This is a genomic window from Maribellus sp. YY47 (genome assembly GCF_023111095.1).
Lineage (GTDB): Bacteria > Bacteroidota > Bacteroidia > Bacteroidales > Prolixibacteraceae > Draconibacterium.
This window is the reverse complement of record NZ_JALGYW010000014.1, coordinates 60218-78200: the sequence shown is the minus strand read 5'-3', so window position 1 is coordinate 78200 and position 17983 is coordinate 60218. Positions and strand designations below refer to the sequence as shown.

Below are 17983 nucleotides of genomic sequence, written 5' to 3'. Positions count from 1 at the left end.
CTTACCATTCAACAAATAACAATTGCTCTCTCCACGGTAATTTAATGATGGACACGCCCCAGGGCAACTTGTCCAGCAAAATATCCTGTGCTTTGCGTTCCACAATCAGTTTGAAATGCTGATCCGTCCGAACCAGTTTCCCATCCCGCTGAAAAAACATCTCGCGCATTCCCTCCACCGAAGTATTTTTTAGTGCTTTCCAGTTGTCAACTACCTGTTGCAACATCTCGTTGGCTTCGCTTTTAATTTCCGGCGTTAGCAAACTATAAGCAGGAACGGGTGTTTCCAGCGAAACTCCGCAAAGAAACTTCTCAAGTGTCATTTCTTCTTCCCAAAAAGTTTCTGCGCCGGTCGCACAAAAATGCACCGCCTGCAAAGCCAGCATCCGGTATTCCTCTTTGATTTTGTTTTCTTCGTTTAGCCACTCAAAGTGTTCAAAAAAGTAAAGCAAAAAAGGATGAAAAAGAACCTGGCCTGCATTTCGAACGGTGATTTCACCAGCGTCATTTTCGAAAAACAGCGGTTCCTTTTCATTTTCAGTATGCACTGATCCTTTTGAAATAACGGTTGGGTCATTTTCAACGATTGACCCCTTGCCTTGAGTAGACCCCCTTTTTGTGTGTTCGAACGGGTGATGCCCTTCAAACATCACAGTTTCCTTAAGTTCTTCCTTCCCAATTTGAAAATGCCGACGAACAACATTGTCCTTCAAGTATTTCCCGATTTTTTTATGAAATTCTTTATTTATATCATCCGAATTTTCTGAAACAGAAATTATTCCCTCTTTCAAAAAAGTACGCAACAGCTGCAAAAATCTACTTCCGAAAATTTCTTTTCCGGAGGACACCGAAATCCGCAGTAAATACTCGATGAGTAATCTTTGACTTGCTGTGGAAAGTGTTTGCAGAAACACCTCAAACCCGGGACGATTAGTAAAAACAGGATTAACGCCATCTATAACAGAGAGAACCTGCGAGTGCGAAAACTGAAAAACGAAGCGTTTTAATGCACTGTCCTTATTCATAAAAAGTGAAATCAGCTGAACAGAAAAAGAATTGTCACTTACCAGTTTCTCCCATGCCTTTTCCTCCACCAGCTCCTCCAAATTCGGTCGTTTCCCGTACCAGGGTAAATAGCCATGCTCCAGAAAAAACAGGAGCGTTTTGCGATTTTTCTGTTCAGGACTTACAAATTCACCGTGCAAACCGGTGCTCGCAATTTTTCCGGTTCCATCCAGTCGCCACCGTTCCCCGTTTGCAGGGACCTTTACACCCAACGACTCGACAATATTTTGCCGAAGGTTCTGCACCAGCTCTTTTTTGACCCGATGACGCTGCTCCCAATTTTCGATTTTCAGGTCAAAAACAAGTTGCTTGTATCGAACGATCTGATTTCCTGCATTCAATTCATCCAACAGGCTTTCCAATTCAGGAAATACCTCGTTTTGCAAGAATCCACTGATGTTATCTTTGATCTGATGGGCTGTCTCTTCGTTCCGCAGATTTACGTCCACCAAAACCCTGTTTATAATATGGTTGCCAAATGTTGCCAAATTAGATTAATACATTATCAATTATAAATTTTGTCTGCTCGGCCAGGAAAAGCCGGTCCGCGACTTTTTCTGCATAGTTTTTTATAAAAGCTTTCATTGCTTCACTGAATGAAATCTTACGTTCCTTCAGTTCTTCAAAGTACTGTACTAGCTGGTTGAGCAAATTATTCAGAATATCGCCAAACGCTTTGAGCGTTTCGTTGCTCTGACAACCCATTACATTGTAGAACAGCCGGATCTGAAGTTCGAACAAGATCATCAGTAGTTTCTGAATTTCGGGCTGCGTGCTTGTTTTAATGATCATGTTGAATGTTTCAAACCAAAGTTTTTCAAACATAACCTGAACCTCGCTGTTGGCTTTTCCGCTCAGGAACTCATCGATCCGGTCGATTACTCCTTTGTTGAAACCACTTGTACCACCATAAATACTTTGTGTTTGAACGAGAATGTTTCCAATCACTCCGGCTTCGTCAGGCTTAGTTGCCAACAGAATTTTCAAGTCCCTGAGGATCGCTGTTTTTGCTTCATCCACACAGTTGCTTACCGGCGGTTCCTCCACATATTTGGTGGTTATTCCAACAGAAGTCCGGCTCACCGGGCAAACTGCTGCCCCCGCAGCTACCTGTGTTATTCGCCATTCAGTCGGACTGTTTGGCGTAAGATTGATCACAATCGGATTAAGATTCGTGGTGGTTTGCGGCGTACCATTGATCGACCAGTCGAATTTGTTCGCGTTCTTCGAAGTATTGGAAATTACCAACTGATTGCCGACCTGCTTTGGAGAAATACCGGCCACAGGAGGAGCAAATAATGTAACATTAAAACCAGCGTCTTCGCCGTTTACCAGGAACCCAAAGGTTCCGACGGTAGCGGCAGCCGGAATAAAACTAAATCCTCCTGCATTATTTGGGATCACTCCCGGCCCGGAGATTACCACCTGGGCATTTTCGGGACTTACCGCAAATGCGTATTCGTTTTTATCGTTGGCACAATACTCGGTAGCATCTAGTTGAACGGTTGGCTTGATTTCCACAAAGGCAATATCGTGGTCAACCGTATATTTGCAAATTCCGTTTGAAGCCGTAACAGTCAGGCTAACGGTCACTTTGTTTTCTTCGTTTACCGGCAATTTGTAGGTATGCGAAGGTGTTGCTTCGCTGGAGGTAGCTCCGTCTCCAAATTCCCACAAATAAGATGCACCTTCGAGGTTCTCACCGGTTGCAACAAAGCGGTGCGTTGCCTGGTTGGTGGGTTCCAGAGGTACCGAAAAGTCGGCCTTTATTCCGGCATAAACTGTTAGAACAGCATCGGTTACCTGGTTATCAACTGTAAATTTAATGGGAACACCTATTTGAGTTGCGGGGAATGCATCGGCAAGGATCACAATTTTGCCGTTTTCAACACTCACTCCATCCACTGCCGGATTGGGTGCAACTGTTCCATCTGCCGGGCTGACTTCGTACAAAATCGGCTCCGTATCGGTCAGCAGGCAATATTTATCCCGCTCCAGGCGAAGCGTTGCCGGTTGTTTGGCAATGATGAAATTCACCGGAGCACAATCAGAGCAACACATGTAAGGCAAAGCAAAATCAGCCACCACGGTGTTGTCAGGAACCGATGAAGGTACAATCAGTCGATTTAACGACTGAATATCTTTGATCCGGTCAATATAACTTTCGTAATTCAATATCTCCGTGGCACTTTTCAGGACGGTCGATCTCTCAGCAAAAGTCAATTTTTCAGCGTTCAATAACTGACTGGAGAGTAAAGATTTTGAAGCGGACAAATCCACTTTTGAAAAGATGTTTGCATCCGAAACACGATTGATTACAGAGCCGGTATCAGTGCTTACTTCTGCATTTTTATACACCAAAACAAAGGTGCCACCGGGTTCCACACCAGCTTTGTGCTCCAGTCCCGGATGCTGTTCAATAAATTTTGAAAGCTGCAGGCGAAGCAAGATCTGTTCCTTCCGGTTATTGATCTCATCCAAAAGCACTTCCATTTTTTTGCCCGAACAGCAAACCGTAGAAAGCTGGTTAATCAGCAAGCCGATAAATGCGCGAAGTCCCACCGATAAAGACGTGGACTGGTACCCGGCTTTTAATTTCTGAACCAGTGCGCATAACTGCGTAAGCGAAAGTTTGTAGTCGCGCACCTTAACGGTATCGACCAAATGAACCGCGAGCGGCATCCGTTGTGTAATAATGTAGGTATGCGCCATTAGTTCCACCGATTTATTGGCTACAAAATCCTTTAAGTCGGGCACAGCATTCCATTCTTCGGTATTTATTTTTTCCTGAAGTTTGTTTTTTGCACTGGCAATAATATCGTTGGCCGAACCGCCTTTGTTCTCATCAATTGCAGCTTTCAGTTCAACACCCAGGGTATCTTCCACACTGCTCATATTATCCGAAATCACCGAGCTTCCGGCAACTGCCTGATAGAGCAGTTTTGTTTTGCTCACCGTAGCCTCTTTCAGAAAAGTTGTATTGTAATCAACGCTTCGGTAGTTGGTAGAAATGGAGCCGACTTTCAGATTTGATTTGAGATCGAGTTCCGCTTCTTTTATGTTCGCTCCCGGAACCCTGGTGCTAAAACCCGAAAAGAAACTGGCCACCTGCGCCAAAATACAATCCTGTTCCGAAGTCCAGGCTTTTAACATCACTTTCAGGTCCTCGAACTCGCATTCATAATCGTCGATATCGAGCGTTTCGGTATTGATATTTACTGAAAGTGCTTTTACGTCGAACGAAAGTCCGTATTTTTTTTTCAGATCATCCAACTCTTCCAGCACATCGCGGTAATCTTTTCCCTGGTGCCCTTCAATCCGTAGAAAATCAGAAGAATCGGTATTAAAAGCCAGTGGATTCTGAATTTGCGGAGCTGTAGAAAGGTTCTCGCTGCGATAACTCAGGTTAAATTTCTCCCGGAATATTTTCGTTTTGGAAAAGTCCCAGCTTTTCAGAAAAGCTGTTTCCACCTTGTAATAAAACGGAATACTTCGTTTGCCCAGTTCCGGTAATTTATTCGAAGGCGTTATTTTTATTTCACCGACCTTGATTCCGTAATTTTTGATCTGTTCCAACAGGCGAAGTACCAGCGACTTTACCTTTTCCAGCTTATCGCAGCTGCTTAAAGCAGGCGAGCGGTAAAAACTGTGCCGCAGGTGTTTGGGAACAGTGTTTATTTCGGAAAGCAATCCCAGCAACAAATGTTTTGGAAAAGCATTCACATCGGGCGAACAAATTTCTTTCAGGCTCAGTAATTCCTGCCTGATTTCATCGTATGTATCCACCAGATCTTTTAAATAATCGTAGCGATACTGAATATCGAAAGGCGTTTTGTAAGCCGCAAATGTAAACTGCGCCTTCAAACTATTTAAGGTTGAATTGAGTGTAGCCGGGCTGATTCCGAGCTGCAAAAGTCCGCCAAAATTCTTCACGATCAAACTGATACCTGTACTCAGGTTTTTCAGCAAATCATCGCTATTGATGGCCGTGTGATAGGCGCGTTTCAATTCTTCGTATTTTGAAGTATTGATCTGGTTCAGTACAACACGTCGCACCGCCACTGAAGGAAGATCAAAATACTGATCTATTTTATTGTGCGCTGAAAATATCGAGTCGTTAGCAGCAATATATTCTGCATCGGTTTTGGAAACCAGTAATACCCGCAGGCGATTGATCTGGGCAACTCCCTGATTGTCGCAATCCATGGCAGTGCACAAATCGCCGTCGTCGGCGTATGATTCAAGGTAAAGCAAAACCGCCATTTCATTCAGGTTGGGCAGTTCACTTAGAGCCGAAGAATTTTCAACTGAAGTGGGTAAAATCTCGTACAAATCCATTACAGAAGTAGTAAGCTCTTCGCTACCAACAAGTTTCCGGAAGGGCGCATAAGCAGCTTCGTTATCGTCAAACTTTTTATAATGGGAATAAGTAACTGAATTCTTTACCAGCTTTTTAGGTGAGACTCCCTCCTCTTTCAGTTGCAGCAAGTCGCCATCGGTGGTAATTCCAACGCCCTGTGCCAGCACAATGTTGACGCCCGACCGGGAAACCTCAAAACCACAAACGGTGCCCACACCGATCAAAAATGTGCGGGTCAGCCGGTCCTGATCATCGAAATATTCGATAAACTCGTTTAACTGTTCATCCGTGAGTACCTGGTTTTCAACAAATGTATGGTACTTGGTAGTAATTTCTGTTAGTTTCGGTGTCATTGCTTCTGTAATTAAAGGTTTCCAATGTTTGTTCTCCCCATTATGATCCGGCCTTGCAGTGAATCTTTCTCATCGTCGCAATCGATTAGCCTGCCGGATGGATAAATGGTGTTTAATTCGGTGATTGACTTTATCAAATTCTTCAATGCTGTTTTGTCCTGTGCCTGCCCGATGTTTGTTTTGGCCAGCAAAAAGGCTTTGTAGTCTTTTTCGAAATGAAGCATATCATTTTTCTCATCTTCAACGCTGCCTTTACGGTCGCCAATCCAGCAAATCCGGGCAAGAATATGTGCCGGAAGTTCGCGGCGGATAAGCTCTTCCATAAAATTCCGGAAATCCATGTTGCTGAAACGGTATGTCCAGCCCGGCAACACAACGGTTACCCGGTACGAATACGGATCGATGGGTTCGCAACTCTCACAATTGTCGGTGCAAACCGGCATAAATTCGTCTGTTAATCCTTCTTCCGCAGTGACATCCGGACGCAAAAGAATGTGTTCAACGATAAACATTCCCTCATCCGTAAAATCATTTCTCAGAAAGTTGATCAGGCTGATAATTGCCTCTTTTAGCTCTTCCTGCGTTTCGTAATACAAAAACTGACGGGCGATAATCCGGTCCACGCTGTTGGGATCGGCCTCGGTATTGATCACGTCAAACGAATACATTCCGCTTTCCGCTTTCTGTATTTCAAAATTCCCGACCTCGTACTCGTCACCGATTTCATTCAGAAAGGCTTCTTTGATGGTTTCGGGCGAAGTTTCGATCACTTTCAGAATCGAGAAATACATCTCGTCTTCAGCATACCGGGGCGATTTGTAGTTGACCGTAGCCGACAAAGCCGGTGTTCCGGTAGTATCTTTTATCCGCCAGCGATATACTTTTTCTCCTTCGGAATCGATCAAATCGTACACTTCAACAAACGATTCAGAGAGATTTCTCCGGCTGTAGTCTTTCATCCCACACAAACGGGCAATTCGTTTCTGAACTCCCGCCACATTTTTGGTGTCCCAAAGATCCCCGTTCGCCTGTTCAAAATAATTGAAACCACTGCCCCGCCAGTTACTGATTCCCTTGTTCTCGATGTTGTTCCCGGCATCTGTGATTTCACCATATTCCGAAAGGAAAAGTTGCTTGGTATCCACAATCGACTGATCGGCAAATTTTCCATACAAAGTTTTCATCAAAAAGGCATACTCACTGAATCGCTCAGCAAAACGGGCCAGCAAATGATCGAGTAAACGGTTCTTGCGGGCAATGTTATCGTCCAGGTCAGCCAACAATTGTTCAGTCAGCAAATCGTTATCCTCCAGCGGATAATCCTGAACAATTTCATGGAAGTTTTTTATATCGCTAACTGCCTGTGTAAAATATGTTTTTGAAAGTTTGTTGTTTACCGACAGGAGATCTTTCACCTTACTCAGGTGTGCAAAATAGCTGGCAAAAACCTGGTCAAAAAACAGCAAATAAGCTTTCAGTTGTTTGGCTTGTGCCTTTCGTGCAACAGTGGAACGTTTGGGCAAACCAACAGGTCCAATTCCGTACGTTTCCGGAAAATCATTCTGAATGGTGGTTGTCTCCCCGGTTTGCAGGTATTCACCTTCAGGCACAAGAATCTCTTTTCCGATTTTGGCCTCTTCCTGCAGGGCTTTTTCCTCTTCCTCAAACTTTGCGAGATAGGCATTAACCGCCTTCTTGTTTATGTTGACGGGAAGAACGCCTTTGTAATAAGAAAAAGCACTGAGATGACAGCGAATTGGCTTTTTATCGTCCGGAACGCAAACCAGCCATACGTCTTTGTCGCTTGCAGGATTTGCGCAATCGTTGACCGACATGTCTTTGATCAGTTTCACGCCCTCGATGTTCATTACCAGCTGCATCAAATCCGAAAGCCTGACTTCTTTTCTAAGCCGGGCCTTTTCCAGTTCCTGCAAATCGATAAAACCATTTTCCAGAACCGGGCCGTCAAAAATCTGATCCGAAGTATATCCCTTGTCAAACATTTGCTGCAAAGAGTAAAACCAGATATCGGGCGACAAATACTTATCGATGGCTCGTAAAATCTGCGCATGTACTCTTTCCTCATCCACATCCGCTTCCACTTCAATACTGGCACAAACCTGCACCGGGAAAGTTGTTACCTCTTCCACTTCCACCAGGTCCTCACACAAATTGCGGTTTTTATGGTATGTGTCGATGATCTGCTTTTTGATTTCCTCCTTTTTCGCGTCTTCATCTTCAAACTCACTCAAAAACTGCTCGTCAAAATCCATGATAACCCGGTACAATCCATTCAGGATAAATTCATTTTTGTTGTGTTTTTCAAGCCCCGAAAAATCATCCGGGCCATACGAGAGCAGATCATGTTTACAATCCACATAAACTGTTTTCTCGTATTTCTTCAGCCAGCAATTCTTAACGCCTTCAATGTCGATAAAAAGCTTGCGATAGTCGGCTTCCGTAACGGGTTTCGACGGCAGTATCTGAGTGGCTTTAAAAAATTGATCACCAATAAAACCGCTTCCTGCCGGAGGAGTAAGAATGTTCTCGAGCGGCATACTGATGCGCGCACCAAGATCAGTTATCGCATAACACAGCACCTCCATGATGCTGATGCCCGGATCGTGTTCGTTGTAATCCGTCCACACTTTTCCGGAAAGCTGTTCGATGTACTCCTGCCCTTTCTGACGCAGGAATGCATAGTCCTGATCATCGTGCGATGCCACGTCTTTGGGTATGGTAATATGTTTTGTTAGCTCTGACATTTTTCTGCTGGTTCAATTTCGTTTTTGGAACAGTCGTTTATCAGGTCATCCACAACATGTGCTTTTGAGGACACCAATATGGTTTCGGGGCTCGACGGAACAGCTACTTTTACTTCTTCCTCTGCTCCGGCAATTTTCTGAAAGAGTTTTACATCGCTTACAAAATCCACATAAGGCAGTTTTTCGACATAATTGATCACCACGCTTTTGTGCAGCGACAAACCAAAACGAATTTCGGCGGAAGTATCAAACGCCCACGGCGACAACAGTTTGGTTAAATCTTCTTTCAGTATTTTTTTGGAATAGACATTATCAAAACCGGTATTAAACTGAACCTTTAACGCCACTTTTACTTCCTCGTATTCGGGATTAATGACCACGGTATTGATCAAAGGAGAGTTGAGCTTTTTAAGGTAGTTTTCAATATTATTCAAAGTTGCTTTGCTCACGCGCGGCTGATAAATGTCAAACACATTTTTATTGACGATGTCAGGAACCACCACCACGACTACACTTCCCGGCGCCAGGTAACGAGTTTTTCGCTGCTTGTTTACAATTTTGGAACAGGTGTGATTCAGGCATTTTACTTTATGAATTTCGGGAAAATTCTGAAGTACCAGGTGTTCGTAATCCCACATCGAAATGGCCCTGTTTTTATGCCGCAGTCGTTCGCTTACGCGGCGGTAGTAATCAGCATCACTTTCTTCGGGTTTGCCTCCAAACGAACTGTAAGGCTGCGACAAGCTTTTTACCTTCGGAATTCTGAAAATCATTTTCGAAATAGTATCTCCCGGCAAACCGTTTTTCAGGTGCGAAAGATCGTTTCCCTTATCTGAAAACTCAGCAACCACAGCCTGCGCATGAATTCCGATGGCTTTCGAAACCGCATTGTATTTTTTATGAATCCGGGCTTTCAGCCACATGTAGCCAGCCGGAAGCAAAGTATTGTCGTTGGTTGCCTCTTTTGGAACCGTAAATTTCAAAATCCCCGATTTCAGCAAATTATCCGTTTCGTTGGCAATAATGGCGGTGGTATCCAACTGTTTCCAGTCGTTGTTACACAACATCCACCATTCCACTTTTTGCTTACCTGTAAAAGATTCTGCCTCCGGGTTTTCACTTCCCTCCAGCACCTGGATCAGCAACGAAACAATCTGCTGTTTTTTCACATTTTCCAGGCCAATGTACAATTCACCGCCTTTGCAATAATTCGGAACCGCCCGCAATTTAGTGGCTTCCTGTTTTGCCACTATTTTATTGGATAACTTGCCGATAATCGATTCTTTTGCCTGCCCAAACGGATGTTCGTGAAACAGGTCAAACTCTTCGATATCGTAGCTTTCTCCGCTGGGTTTCAGTTCGGCCTTAGCCGTGTAATTAAGCGTTATTTTTTCAACAAAAGGCGTGTAAGGTTCATTCGGAATCAGTATGTTTTTATCTTCGCTGCTCATCGCCACCGCATACAGTCGCGGGAACATATCATGAAGAAAGGGCTGAATCAATGACAAGCGAATTGGTCCGGTATTATCATCATCTGATTCCGGGTTGGAAACATCAAAATTCATCGAAAAAGCTCCGTCATCTTCTTTTGTATCATACAGTGGAATTTCCTTTTTATCGGCTACAAATTCCCAGTCTTCGTTCTGAAAAATCTCCACCGCAGCGGTAAAATCTTCGTCAGACGAAATGATAAGGTTGCTGAAATTGAATTTAGCCATTCCGACTACCTTACCTATTCCGACAGGTGGAGACGCTGTCAGAGAATCGATGTAAGCTTTGCTAAAAATCTGATTGCTGTAATCGAGCGAGGTCATCTGAAATTTGAAACTCTTCCGATAGGCAGCATACCATTCTTTAAAAGCATCCGGTGTATTTTTCCAGTCGATTTTTACATGCAGATCTCCCCATTTCTTTTTGAATAGTTCGGGATAGTTGATGTTAAACTTTGATTTTTTGACAGGTTGAGTTGTGAAAGGATAAAAAGGCTTGGCGGCATTAATGTCTCCAAAATCGTTGGATAATGAAAGGCTTTCGACGCCCTTCACGTATACACTGATACTCGCCGAAATAAGTTCTTTGGCGATCAGTTCGCGGTAAAGCTGATGGGCATCCGGATCTGCCGTTTTGAAAAGTACCCGGCAAACCGGGAAATTGGCATTGAAATGCTCTGCATGTACTTTTGCATCGTATTTCACCACCGCTTTTTCCTCTTTCGGAACCCGAAACAAAATATTCAGTGTTTTCAGGTCGCCGCTTTTTACGCCTGAACTAAATGATACCGGATCTTCGTCCTCTCCTCCTGACTGTGCCAGGATTTCCAAAGGTCCGATCCAGCCTTTTTCTCCGGTACAAAACACCTCGAGGTTGGCTTCCAGATCATCGCGGGAAATACTTCCGGAGAGGTTGCTGTCGAACTTCAATCGTATCAATACATCACGTTCGCCCTCCTGCAATTCGAGTATTTCGCCCGAAACAGCAAAACCAACTTTTGCATCGGGCAATTCGGGATATTCTCGCAAATCGGGATCACCGTCTTTTGGAGCAGGTTCGAAATACCCAAAAGGCCACCATTTGACTTCTTTATTCGGAAAATCTTCCCCCAATCCGTCATAAGAATTGGCCACTTCCGCTGCTTTTATTTTACTTAAGTCATGATCGTTGTAAACACTTTTCAGCTGTGCTACAACGGTTTGGTTCGCAATCAGCTCTTCTTTTGTTTGATAGATCAGCTTCTTCCCGGTTGCATCTTTTCCGGCGTCCAGCTGTGTTTCTGAGGCAATCTTTTCATCCACGGCGTTTTTTGCCAGTTCAAAAAGAATATGAACCTTATCGCCAACAGCGGCCTGTTTTTCAATTTTCAGTACCCGGTTGAAATAAAAGTCGAGGTGACTTTGCGTGAGGCTGTTAAAATGTTTTTGTGTAACCTCCAACAGCTTTACAAAGGTTACAAACAAAGCCAGGTGAGGCGTAATTTCCTGTCCTTCTTTCACCTTTGTAAGGAAAGCCTCCAATTCCTCTTTCGTGAAAAAGAAATCCTGCCAGTTTCCGGAAGACACTTTGTCGTCATCCACCCCGTAATACTGAAGATGAGCTGCAAAGTTCCAGGCAAACCTCATCCATTCACTTAAACCAAAATTATTGAGTTTAACCCACGAAGGATCGAGTATTTCGCTGAAACGTTGTGTTTGTTCTGTTCCTTCCCGCGTTAACAATATGTCTTTTCCGCAACCTGCCATTTAGTGTGTTTTTATAGTTCGGTACCCTCGGTTTTGTAAAATGGGAAAACCATATTTCGTCTTGAATTTGTTGTTCGGATCGTGTAATCGATGTTGATCAGCAACTGGCCTTCCAGCTCATTCACCGGATCAATCGCAATCTTGTTGACATCGATTCGTGGTTCGTGGTAGAGAATCGCCCGCTTTATCAAATCGAACACGTATGTTTTCACCGTCAGGTTCAATGGTTTAAACAGCAACTCATCGAGGTTACAACCGTAATCAGGCACCATAACGCGCTCGCCCAAACGGGTCGTCAACAGAATGTGCAGACTACTGTTGATGTCTTCCTCGTCCTGAAGCATTTTCACTGCTTTGTTTTCTTTTTGAAATTCAGGCGGGAAGCTCCATCCTGTTCCTAAAAATGAGTGTTGTTTTTCCATTTTTATCCTCCAATCATTACGGCTCCAAATCCGCTTACAATTGTTCCACCATGTGCTGTTGTATCTCCCAATCTTGCTGCGGGCATTCCGCCGATCATTACGGTTCCTGAGCCCGTTAAAATGGAATCAGGGGGCCCGGTGCAAGTTGCCATGTCTCCTACCCGTGCTGCCGGCTGTCCTCCAATCAGCACTGTTGCGCAACCCGGGGGAAGTATCGGACCTCCCACGTGCGGAACGGTTCCGGTTACCATCGGGCAAACATGCATATCGGTTATTCTTGCAGCAGGCGGCATATCAGTTAATTTTTACCATTGATCCTTTTATCTCTGTAATAGCCGATGATTCCAGGCTACTGCCCGCTCCACCTTCGGCCTTAAACTGTGCACCCGCCGATAGTTCGAGATTTACATCACTTTCAATTACCGTATTTGCTGAAGATTTACAATTCAAATCCTTCGCACTTTCGATCTTAATTCCGTTCGCATCCATCTGAATCAGGTTGCCGTTTTCATCCTCCAGTTTTATTCCGCCATCCGCATCACTGATCACCATTTTATTGCCGTTGGGTGTTTCCATGGTCACGCTTACATCGTCGTCATTAAAAATGAAGCGGATTTCACTGCGCGTCACAAAACCTTTTTCGTTGTTGGCATCTTCCGGCTCCAGCGGAGCAGGATTGGCACTGCTGTTTAGCATTCCGAGAATTACAGGGTCGTTCGGACTTCCATTCAGAAAACCGATAATTACCTCATCGTCAATTTCAGGTCTGAAAAACGAGCCGCGGTTATTGCCCGCATCGAGTGTTGCCACCCGTGCCCAAACACCTTGTTCGTCGTTGTTGATCAGCGGCATTCGAACTAACACCCGGTACTCTCCTTCCGGATCGTCCTGCAGTTGCGTAACTTTTCCGATGTGCAGTCCATGCACAGCTCCGAGCAAGCCCGACGCCGGAAGCTCGTTGATATCCGATTTATCGGTAAACCATTTTGAATCGACACCAAACTGGGCATCAACGGTCCAGTTTCCCTCGGTCATGTGATGACGAACGGCTGACACATAGGTTTTCCCATTAAAGCGATCGCCTACTCCTGCCAGAGCAATGGTTGTATTCGGTTTCACATCAGCGATTCCCTGAAAACGGACACTTCCCCGGCATTTCGAAAGCTGGTTAAACAGGTTCCGGGCATCGGCCCAGGCCTGTAACCCGGCATCGCTAAGTCCGCTGCCATCTTTTAATTCCAGTTTTTCCAAATCAATCACCGATGCCAGTTCATCGGCCGAAATATTTCCGTTTAACTGAACATTCAATGCTGCGGCTTCCCGCTCCCAAACATCCTGATTTGCCACATCCCAACCAAAGGAGGTAATGTTTCCAAACTGGTTCCGGGCATCAATTTCCGCGTCAAAATGAAGGATGGTAGCACCGTAAACCAGCGTTAGTTTTTCTTCCTGACTGTAATCAGGTGTCACCACCGAGACCTTTCCATCGTCCACGACACAAACCTTGCTGTTGGCCTGCGCACGTGCGATCATAAAATCCCAGTCACTGACACGGTATTGCACCATTTCAGGATAATCAACCGACGTTGCTTCCACATCTGCTTCCAGGTTATGGGCGCTAATGATTTCTTCCAGAATATCGCTGTCTTTACTTTCGTAGAAATATTTGCTTTTGCGGCCGATCGTCATTTTCACCGCTTTATCCCTGCACTCGATCACCAGTTGTGCCTTGTCTGACCTAATCGATAAATTATGACGGATAACCATACCCTTAAAAACCGTTTCCTCATCGGAATGATAACCCACCTTTATTTCGATCTCTTTTCCCGGGACAAAGAATGATTCATTGCTTAATGCAAAATCCTGTGCTGACGGGTCACCGTCCAGCAAAACGATCTTCGCCCACGGAATACGGTTGATCTCCTTTTCAACGGCAATACTCAGTACCTGGTAGGTTGAAGACAATTCCTCGCCTTCAATCAGTATTTTCCAGGTAACCAGATCGGCAGACCGTTGTGTTGGTATGACTCTTTGTTCAGGCATATTACGAGACTTTTTCTATGGGTGGAAAGAAAATTTGCTGACCAACTTTCAGTTTCCTGAAATTGGTGATCTTGTTCACTTTTGCCACCTCCAGGTAATATTTTGAATCACCGTAAATCCGGAATGTCATCAGGGGCAGTGTATCGCCTTCGGTTACAATTCTCACGTGAGTTAAATCGGGAGAAGTATTGTTCTCCAGCGCCACCCTGAGATTGTCCTCGATAAAACCTTTGAACTTGGCTGTGGCTGTGGCACGCAGCGGCGTTCCGTCGGATTTAAACAACTTAAAAGTGATATCCATTTCGGTGAGCACTCCTTTAAACAAAAGTGCCCCCCAGGTGATGATCAGGTAGTTCGGACGGTGCTCATCTCCATTGTAGTCGAAAACCACGCGTTTGAACTGATCCACATCGTCAGCAATCCCCACTCCCTCGTCAACCGACAAATGATCATCGGAAGCGGTGGATGGATCCCCGTAATTTAAAAGAACACCTGTTCGGTCGAAAATAAACTCCAGATCCAGGTCTTCGGGCGGTGTGCGGTTATAACGCGGCGCCGACGAACTCGTCCCTGAGGCCTGCTGACTGTTTTGTTCCACCTTGTATTTAAAGACGTACTTTTCAGGATTCAACAGGGTCCGAAATTCGCCATTGGCTACCTCGTTATTAAACTGCTCATCGCTGTATGCTTTTATCTGAAGTTTTACCAGTTCTCCTGACATCTTACCGCTCCTCCTTTCTGTCCAGAATTTCCATTATTTGTTCCACACAGGCTTCAATAATTTCCTCTTTTGAATTGGCAGGCGCTGCAGATGTTGCAGGTTGGTCGGCATCGTTCGACACATTGATTCGAATGTGTAGTTCCTTTATCTCGATCGGCATGATTAAATCACTTTAAAGTAGTTGTAGGTTAATTCCAGCGTTTCAATTGCCAGTTTGCTTTCTTCGGCATTCAGATCAACAAGACTCCATTTCACGGGATATGCATGAACGATGCTCCAGCTAACCAGTGGTTCGTGTTTCTCGTTCAACAGTTTTACAATGATCCCGGTGGGTTTGAACTGAAAGTTCTCCACAGCGTCGCGGCACCACTTTATCACCTCCGAATCGACCAGCAAACCCCGCTTTAACACCAGGTTTGGATATTTGGTACGAACCGGAATTTTGTGTTTAAACCGGTTTTCGCCCCCTTCCACAACTTCTTCCGTATCAATATCGACCGATAAGCCGGTAACCGACTGAAACTGCTGATCTTTGCCATTGGAAGAAATCTCCGGAAACTCAACGCTGAAATGAAATCCTATGGGTGGATAATAGCCTGTCATTCGATCATGGTCAGTTTTTCATGCACAAACTCAGCTGTTTCAATCGCAATTTCGTTTCCGTCAGCCTTTAAATCGGTGGATTGAATTTTTGTGATGTAGGCGTTAATCGCTTTCCAGCTCACCACCGGTTCATGGCTCTCATTCAAAAGACTGATCACCAGATCACCCCTGAACTGCTCGCCCTTTTCCTGAAAATAGACGGTTTTAATCCACTTCTCGTAGAACTCGCGCCCTTTATCCACAAAAGTGCCCCGCTTTAAAGTAATGTTACTGTATTTGGAAAGACCGGGCTGTTTGGTTTTGTGGTATTCAGCATCGGCGCCCGAACGGTATTCGATCACCTCGGCTTCGAAATCGAGGCCGGAAACCTCTGTGCAATTAAATTCTGTATCACCAAAGCTAACTTTAAAATGAAACTTTGGAATTGGATATGATGTTGCCATAACTATAACATTTAAAGATTATTCGATTATTAAGCTTCCTGCATTTTGTGAGAGAATTTCAAAACGATGAATTCTGCGGGTCTGACAGCTGCCATTCCGATTTCAACGATCATGTAACCATCCAGAATATCCTGAGCCGTCATGGTTTCACCCAGCCCCACTTTTACGAAATAAGCCTTATCGGGTGTTGCACCGGCAAGTGCGCCGGCCTTCCACTGTTTGTTCAGAAAATTATCGATCATCGCCTTTACCTTTACCCAGGTATTGGCGTCGTTGGGTTCAAACACAAAAACACTGGTGGCTTTCTTAACCGACTCTTCTACCATATTGAAAAATCGGCGAACCGAAATGTACCGCCATTCGTTGTCGTTTCCGGCCAGTGTGCGCGCTCCCCAAATCAAAGTCCCTTTTCCGGTAAAAGCGCGAATGGCATTTACCGATTTACCTGCTTCTGTATCAATATTCAGGCTTTCCTGCTCTTCGGAAGTAATATTAACAGCAGGTCCTTTAACTGCCGAGATACTGACATTGGCCGGAGCCTTCCAAACTCCCCGGTTTTCGTCAACAGCCGCGTAAATTCCAACAACTGCCCCACTCGGTGGCAAAACCACGCCTTTTTGCTGAATAGCAGCAATAATGCCCGAATAAACCGGATCAATCTGTTGCAGTGTTTCTGTGCGGAACTTCCGTGTGGCGGTCAATTCAGCATAGAAACTGTTGATCAAAGCATTCAGTTTGTCGTATACCGCAATGAAATAAGGAGCTGCATTTAATGCCGTACTGGTTGCGGTATAGATATCATTGGCATCTGTAGTAGGCGCAGCAAAAGTATAAGCAGGGAAATCTGTACCGAAGTCTGCCAGGGTCAAAATTGGATCGTCCCATGTTCCAGCGGGTGAACTTCCGTTATCAGCATCGCTGAAATAAACATATTCGTAGAAAAGTTTTACCAGTTTCTGAAAGGGTGTGTCTGTGTCGATCGCCTTCGCATGCTGGCTGGCGGCCGATTTTGGATCGTTGGTATCATTATCCGTAAACGTTAAGTCGTGAAATGCTTTAAACCGCGCATAAATTACTCCGGCCTGTGCTACCAGTTGCGGACGACTAGTTATTGCTGTTAATGCGGTGGCCGAAGCTTTTGCTGCAATATCTGTATCCAGCTGATCAATTATACCAACTAGGCCGCTATTAAAGACTGTTTTTACAGGGAAATTACTGTCGGCTCCCTTTTTATAGGTTCCGGTAACAATTGCATCATAATCAATTTTAAACGGCAAAGTCGTTTTGATCCAGGGATAGTAGGCTGCACCGTATTTCAGGTAGTTCATCCCCACATTGTTCCTGAATTTCAAAACAGGATCAGCGGTTGGAGTGGCTTCTTTGTCGCCATTTACAATGTCCATCACAGAGAAACGATCCTGCAATTTATTACACTGCATCAACATGGCAGCATGTACTTCACCGGCACCGGCCTCTGAAAGATGAACCGTTTCCGGAATCACCAGCAGTGTCGGAAGGTCTTCTTTTTCGAGTGTTGCCAGTCCGTTTAACAGCGCCGTTTTTGTATTTGAAATATTTGCCGGGGCAAACGGATCGGAGGCATAACTTCCCACCGATACGATGAAACAATCGCCACCACCGTTGGCAAAAAACATACGCAGTGAATCGTATAACAGGAAATAACCATTTACAACTACCGATTTCACGGAGTTATCAGCTTTCAATTCAATGTTAATGGTTGTAGGATCGGGAGCGCCTCCAAAAAAGAACTCGTATTCTTTTAACGAGCCAATTTTTATGGGTTTGAGAATACTTTCGGCATGAAAGTCAACGCCATCAATTACAGCCGATTGGGTGTAGCCGATAAAGGCGGGGACTGCGGTCTCTACCTGAGCGACCGATGGCGGGAATATGGATATCTCTTCCACATAAACGCCGGGTGTTTTGTACGTTGTTGCCATAACTGTTTAATT

The 17983-nt window shown here is 44.7% G+C and carries 12 protein-coding genes; all 12 read right to left on the bottom strand.

Annotated features, from left to right (window positions below; translation table 11 throughout):
- Position 1: 1 nt before the first annotated feature.
- The 12 genes from MR764_RS12850 to MR764_RS12795 are packed head-to-tail and all read right to left on the bottom strand — an operon-like array spanning position 2 to position 17971.
- Positions 2-1552 (bottom strand): contractile injection system tape measure protein, encoded by a 1551-nt coding sequence (locus MR764_RS12850; protein ID WP_282189221.1) that lies wholly within the window; start codon positions 1550-1552, stop codon positions 2-4.
- A gap of 1 nt (position 1553) precedes the next feature.
- Positions 1554-5777 (bottom strand): PKD domain-containing protein, encoded by a 4224-nt coding sequence (locus tag MR764_RS12845; protein ID WP_247979826.1) that lies wholly within the window; start codon positions 5775-5777, stop codon positions 1554-1556.
- 11 nt (positions 5778-5788) lie between these two features.
- Complete coding sequence (locus MR764_RS12840) at positions 5789-8542, bottom strand: hypothetical protein (RefSeq protein ID WP_247979825.1); 2754 nt, start codon at positions 8540-8542, stop codon at positions 5789-5791.
- Entirely contained in the window at positions 8530-11778 is a 3249-nt protein-coding gene (locus tag MR764_RS12835) for a baseplate J/gp47 family protein (protein WP_247979824.1), read from the bottom strand. The genes MR764_RS12840 and MR764_RS12835 overlap by 13 nt, the downstream gene beginning before the upstream one ends.
- 11 nt (positions 11779-11789) lie before the next feature.
- Positions 11790-12200: a GPW/gp25 family protein gene (locus MR764_RS12830; RefSeq protein ID WP_247979823.1), complete on the bottom strand. Its 411-nt coding sequence runs from the start codon at positions 12198-12200 to the stop codon at positions 11790-11792.
- A 2-nt stretch (positions 12201-12202) separates the two neighbouring features.
- A complete protein-coding gene (locus tag MR764_RS12825) occupies positions 12203-12493 on the bottom strand; it encodes a PAAR domain-containing protein (RefSeq protein ID WP_247979822.1) in 291 nt (96 codons plus the stop codon).
- 1 nt (position 12494) lies between these two features.
- Complete coding sequence (vgrG, locus tag MR764_RS12820) at positions 12495-14243, bottom strand: type VI secretion system tip protein VgrG (protein ID WP_247979821.1); 1749 nt, start codon at positions 14241-14243, stop codon at positions 12495-12497.
- Between the two features lies 1 nt (position 14244).
- Positions 14245-14964 carry a hypothetical protein gene (locus MR764_RS12815; protein WP_247979820.1) on the bottom strand — a complete coding sequence of 240 codons (720 nt, stop codon included), beginning with the start codon at positions 14962-14964 and terminating at the stop codon, positions 14245-14247.
- Between the two features lies 1 nt (position 14965).
- Positions 14966-15124 carry a DUF5908 family protein gene (locus tag MR764_RS12810; RefSeq protein WP_247979819.1) on the bottom strand — a complete coding sequence of 53 codons (159 nt, stop codon included), beginning with the start codon at positions 15122-15124 and terminating at the stop codon, positions 14966-14968.
- Positions 15125-15126: 2 nt separating this feature from the next.
- Positions 15127-15567: a phage tail protein gene (locus MR764_RS12805; RefSeq protein WP_247979818.1), complete on the bottom strand. Its 441-nt coding sequence runs from the start codon at positions 15565-15567 to the stop codon at positions 15127-15129.
- Positions 15564-16010: a phage tail protein gene (locus MR764_RS12800; protein ID WP_119439243.1), complete on the bottom strand. Its 447-nt coding sequence runs from the start codon at positions 16008-16010 to the stop codon at positions 15564-15566. Before MR764_RS12800 ends, MR764_RS12805 begins: the two co-directional genes overlap by 4 nt.
- A gap of 29 nt (positions 16011-16039) precedes the next feature.
- The gene (locus MR764_RS12795) at positions 16040-17971 is read right to left on the bottom strand and encodes a phage tail sheath C-terminal domain-containing protein (RefSeq protein ID WP_247979817.1); all 1932 of its coding nucleotides are present in this window, start codon (positions 17969-17971) and stop codon (positions 16040-16042) included.
- Positions 17972-17983: the final 12 nt, after the last annotated feature.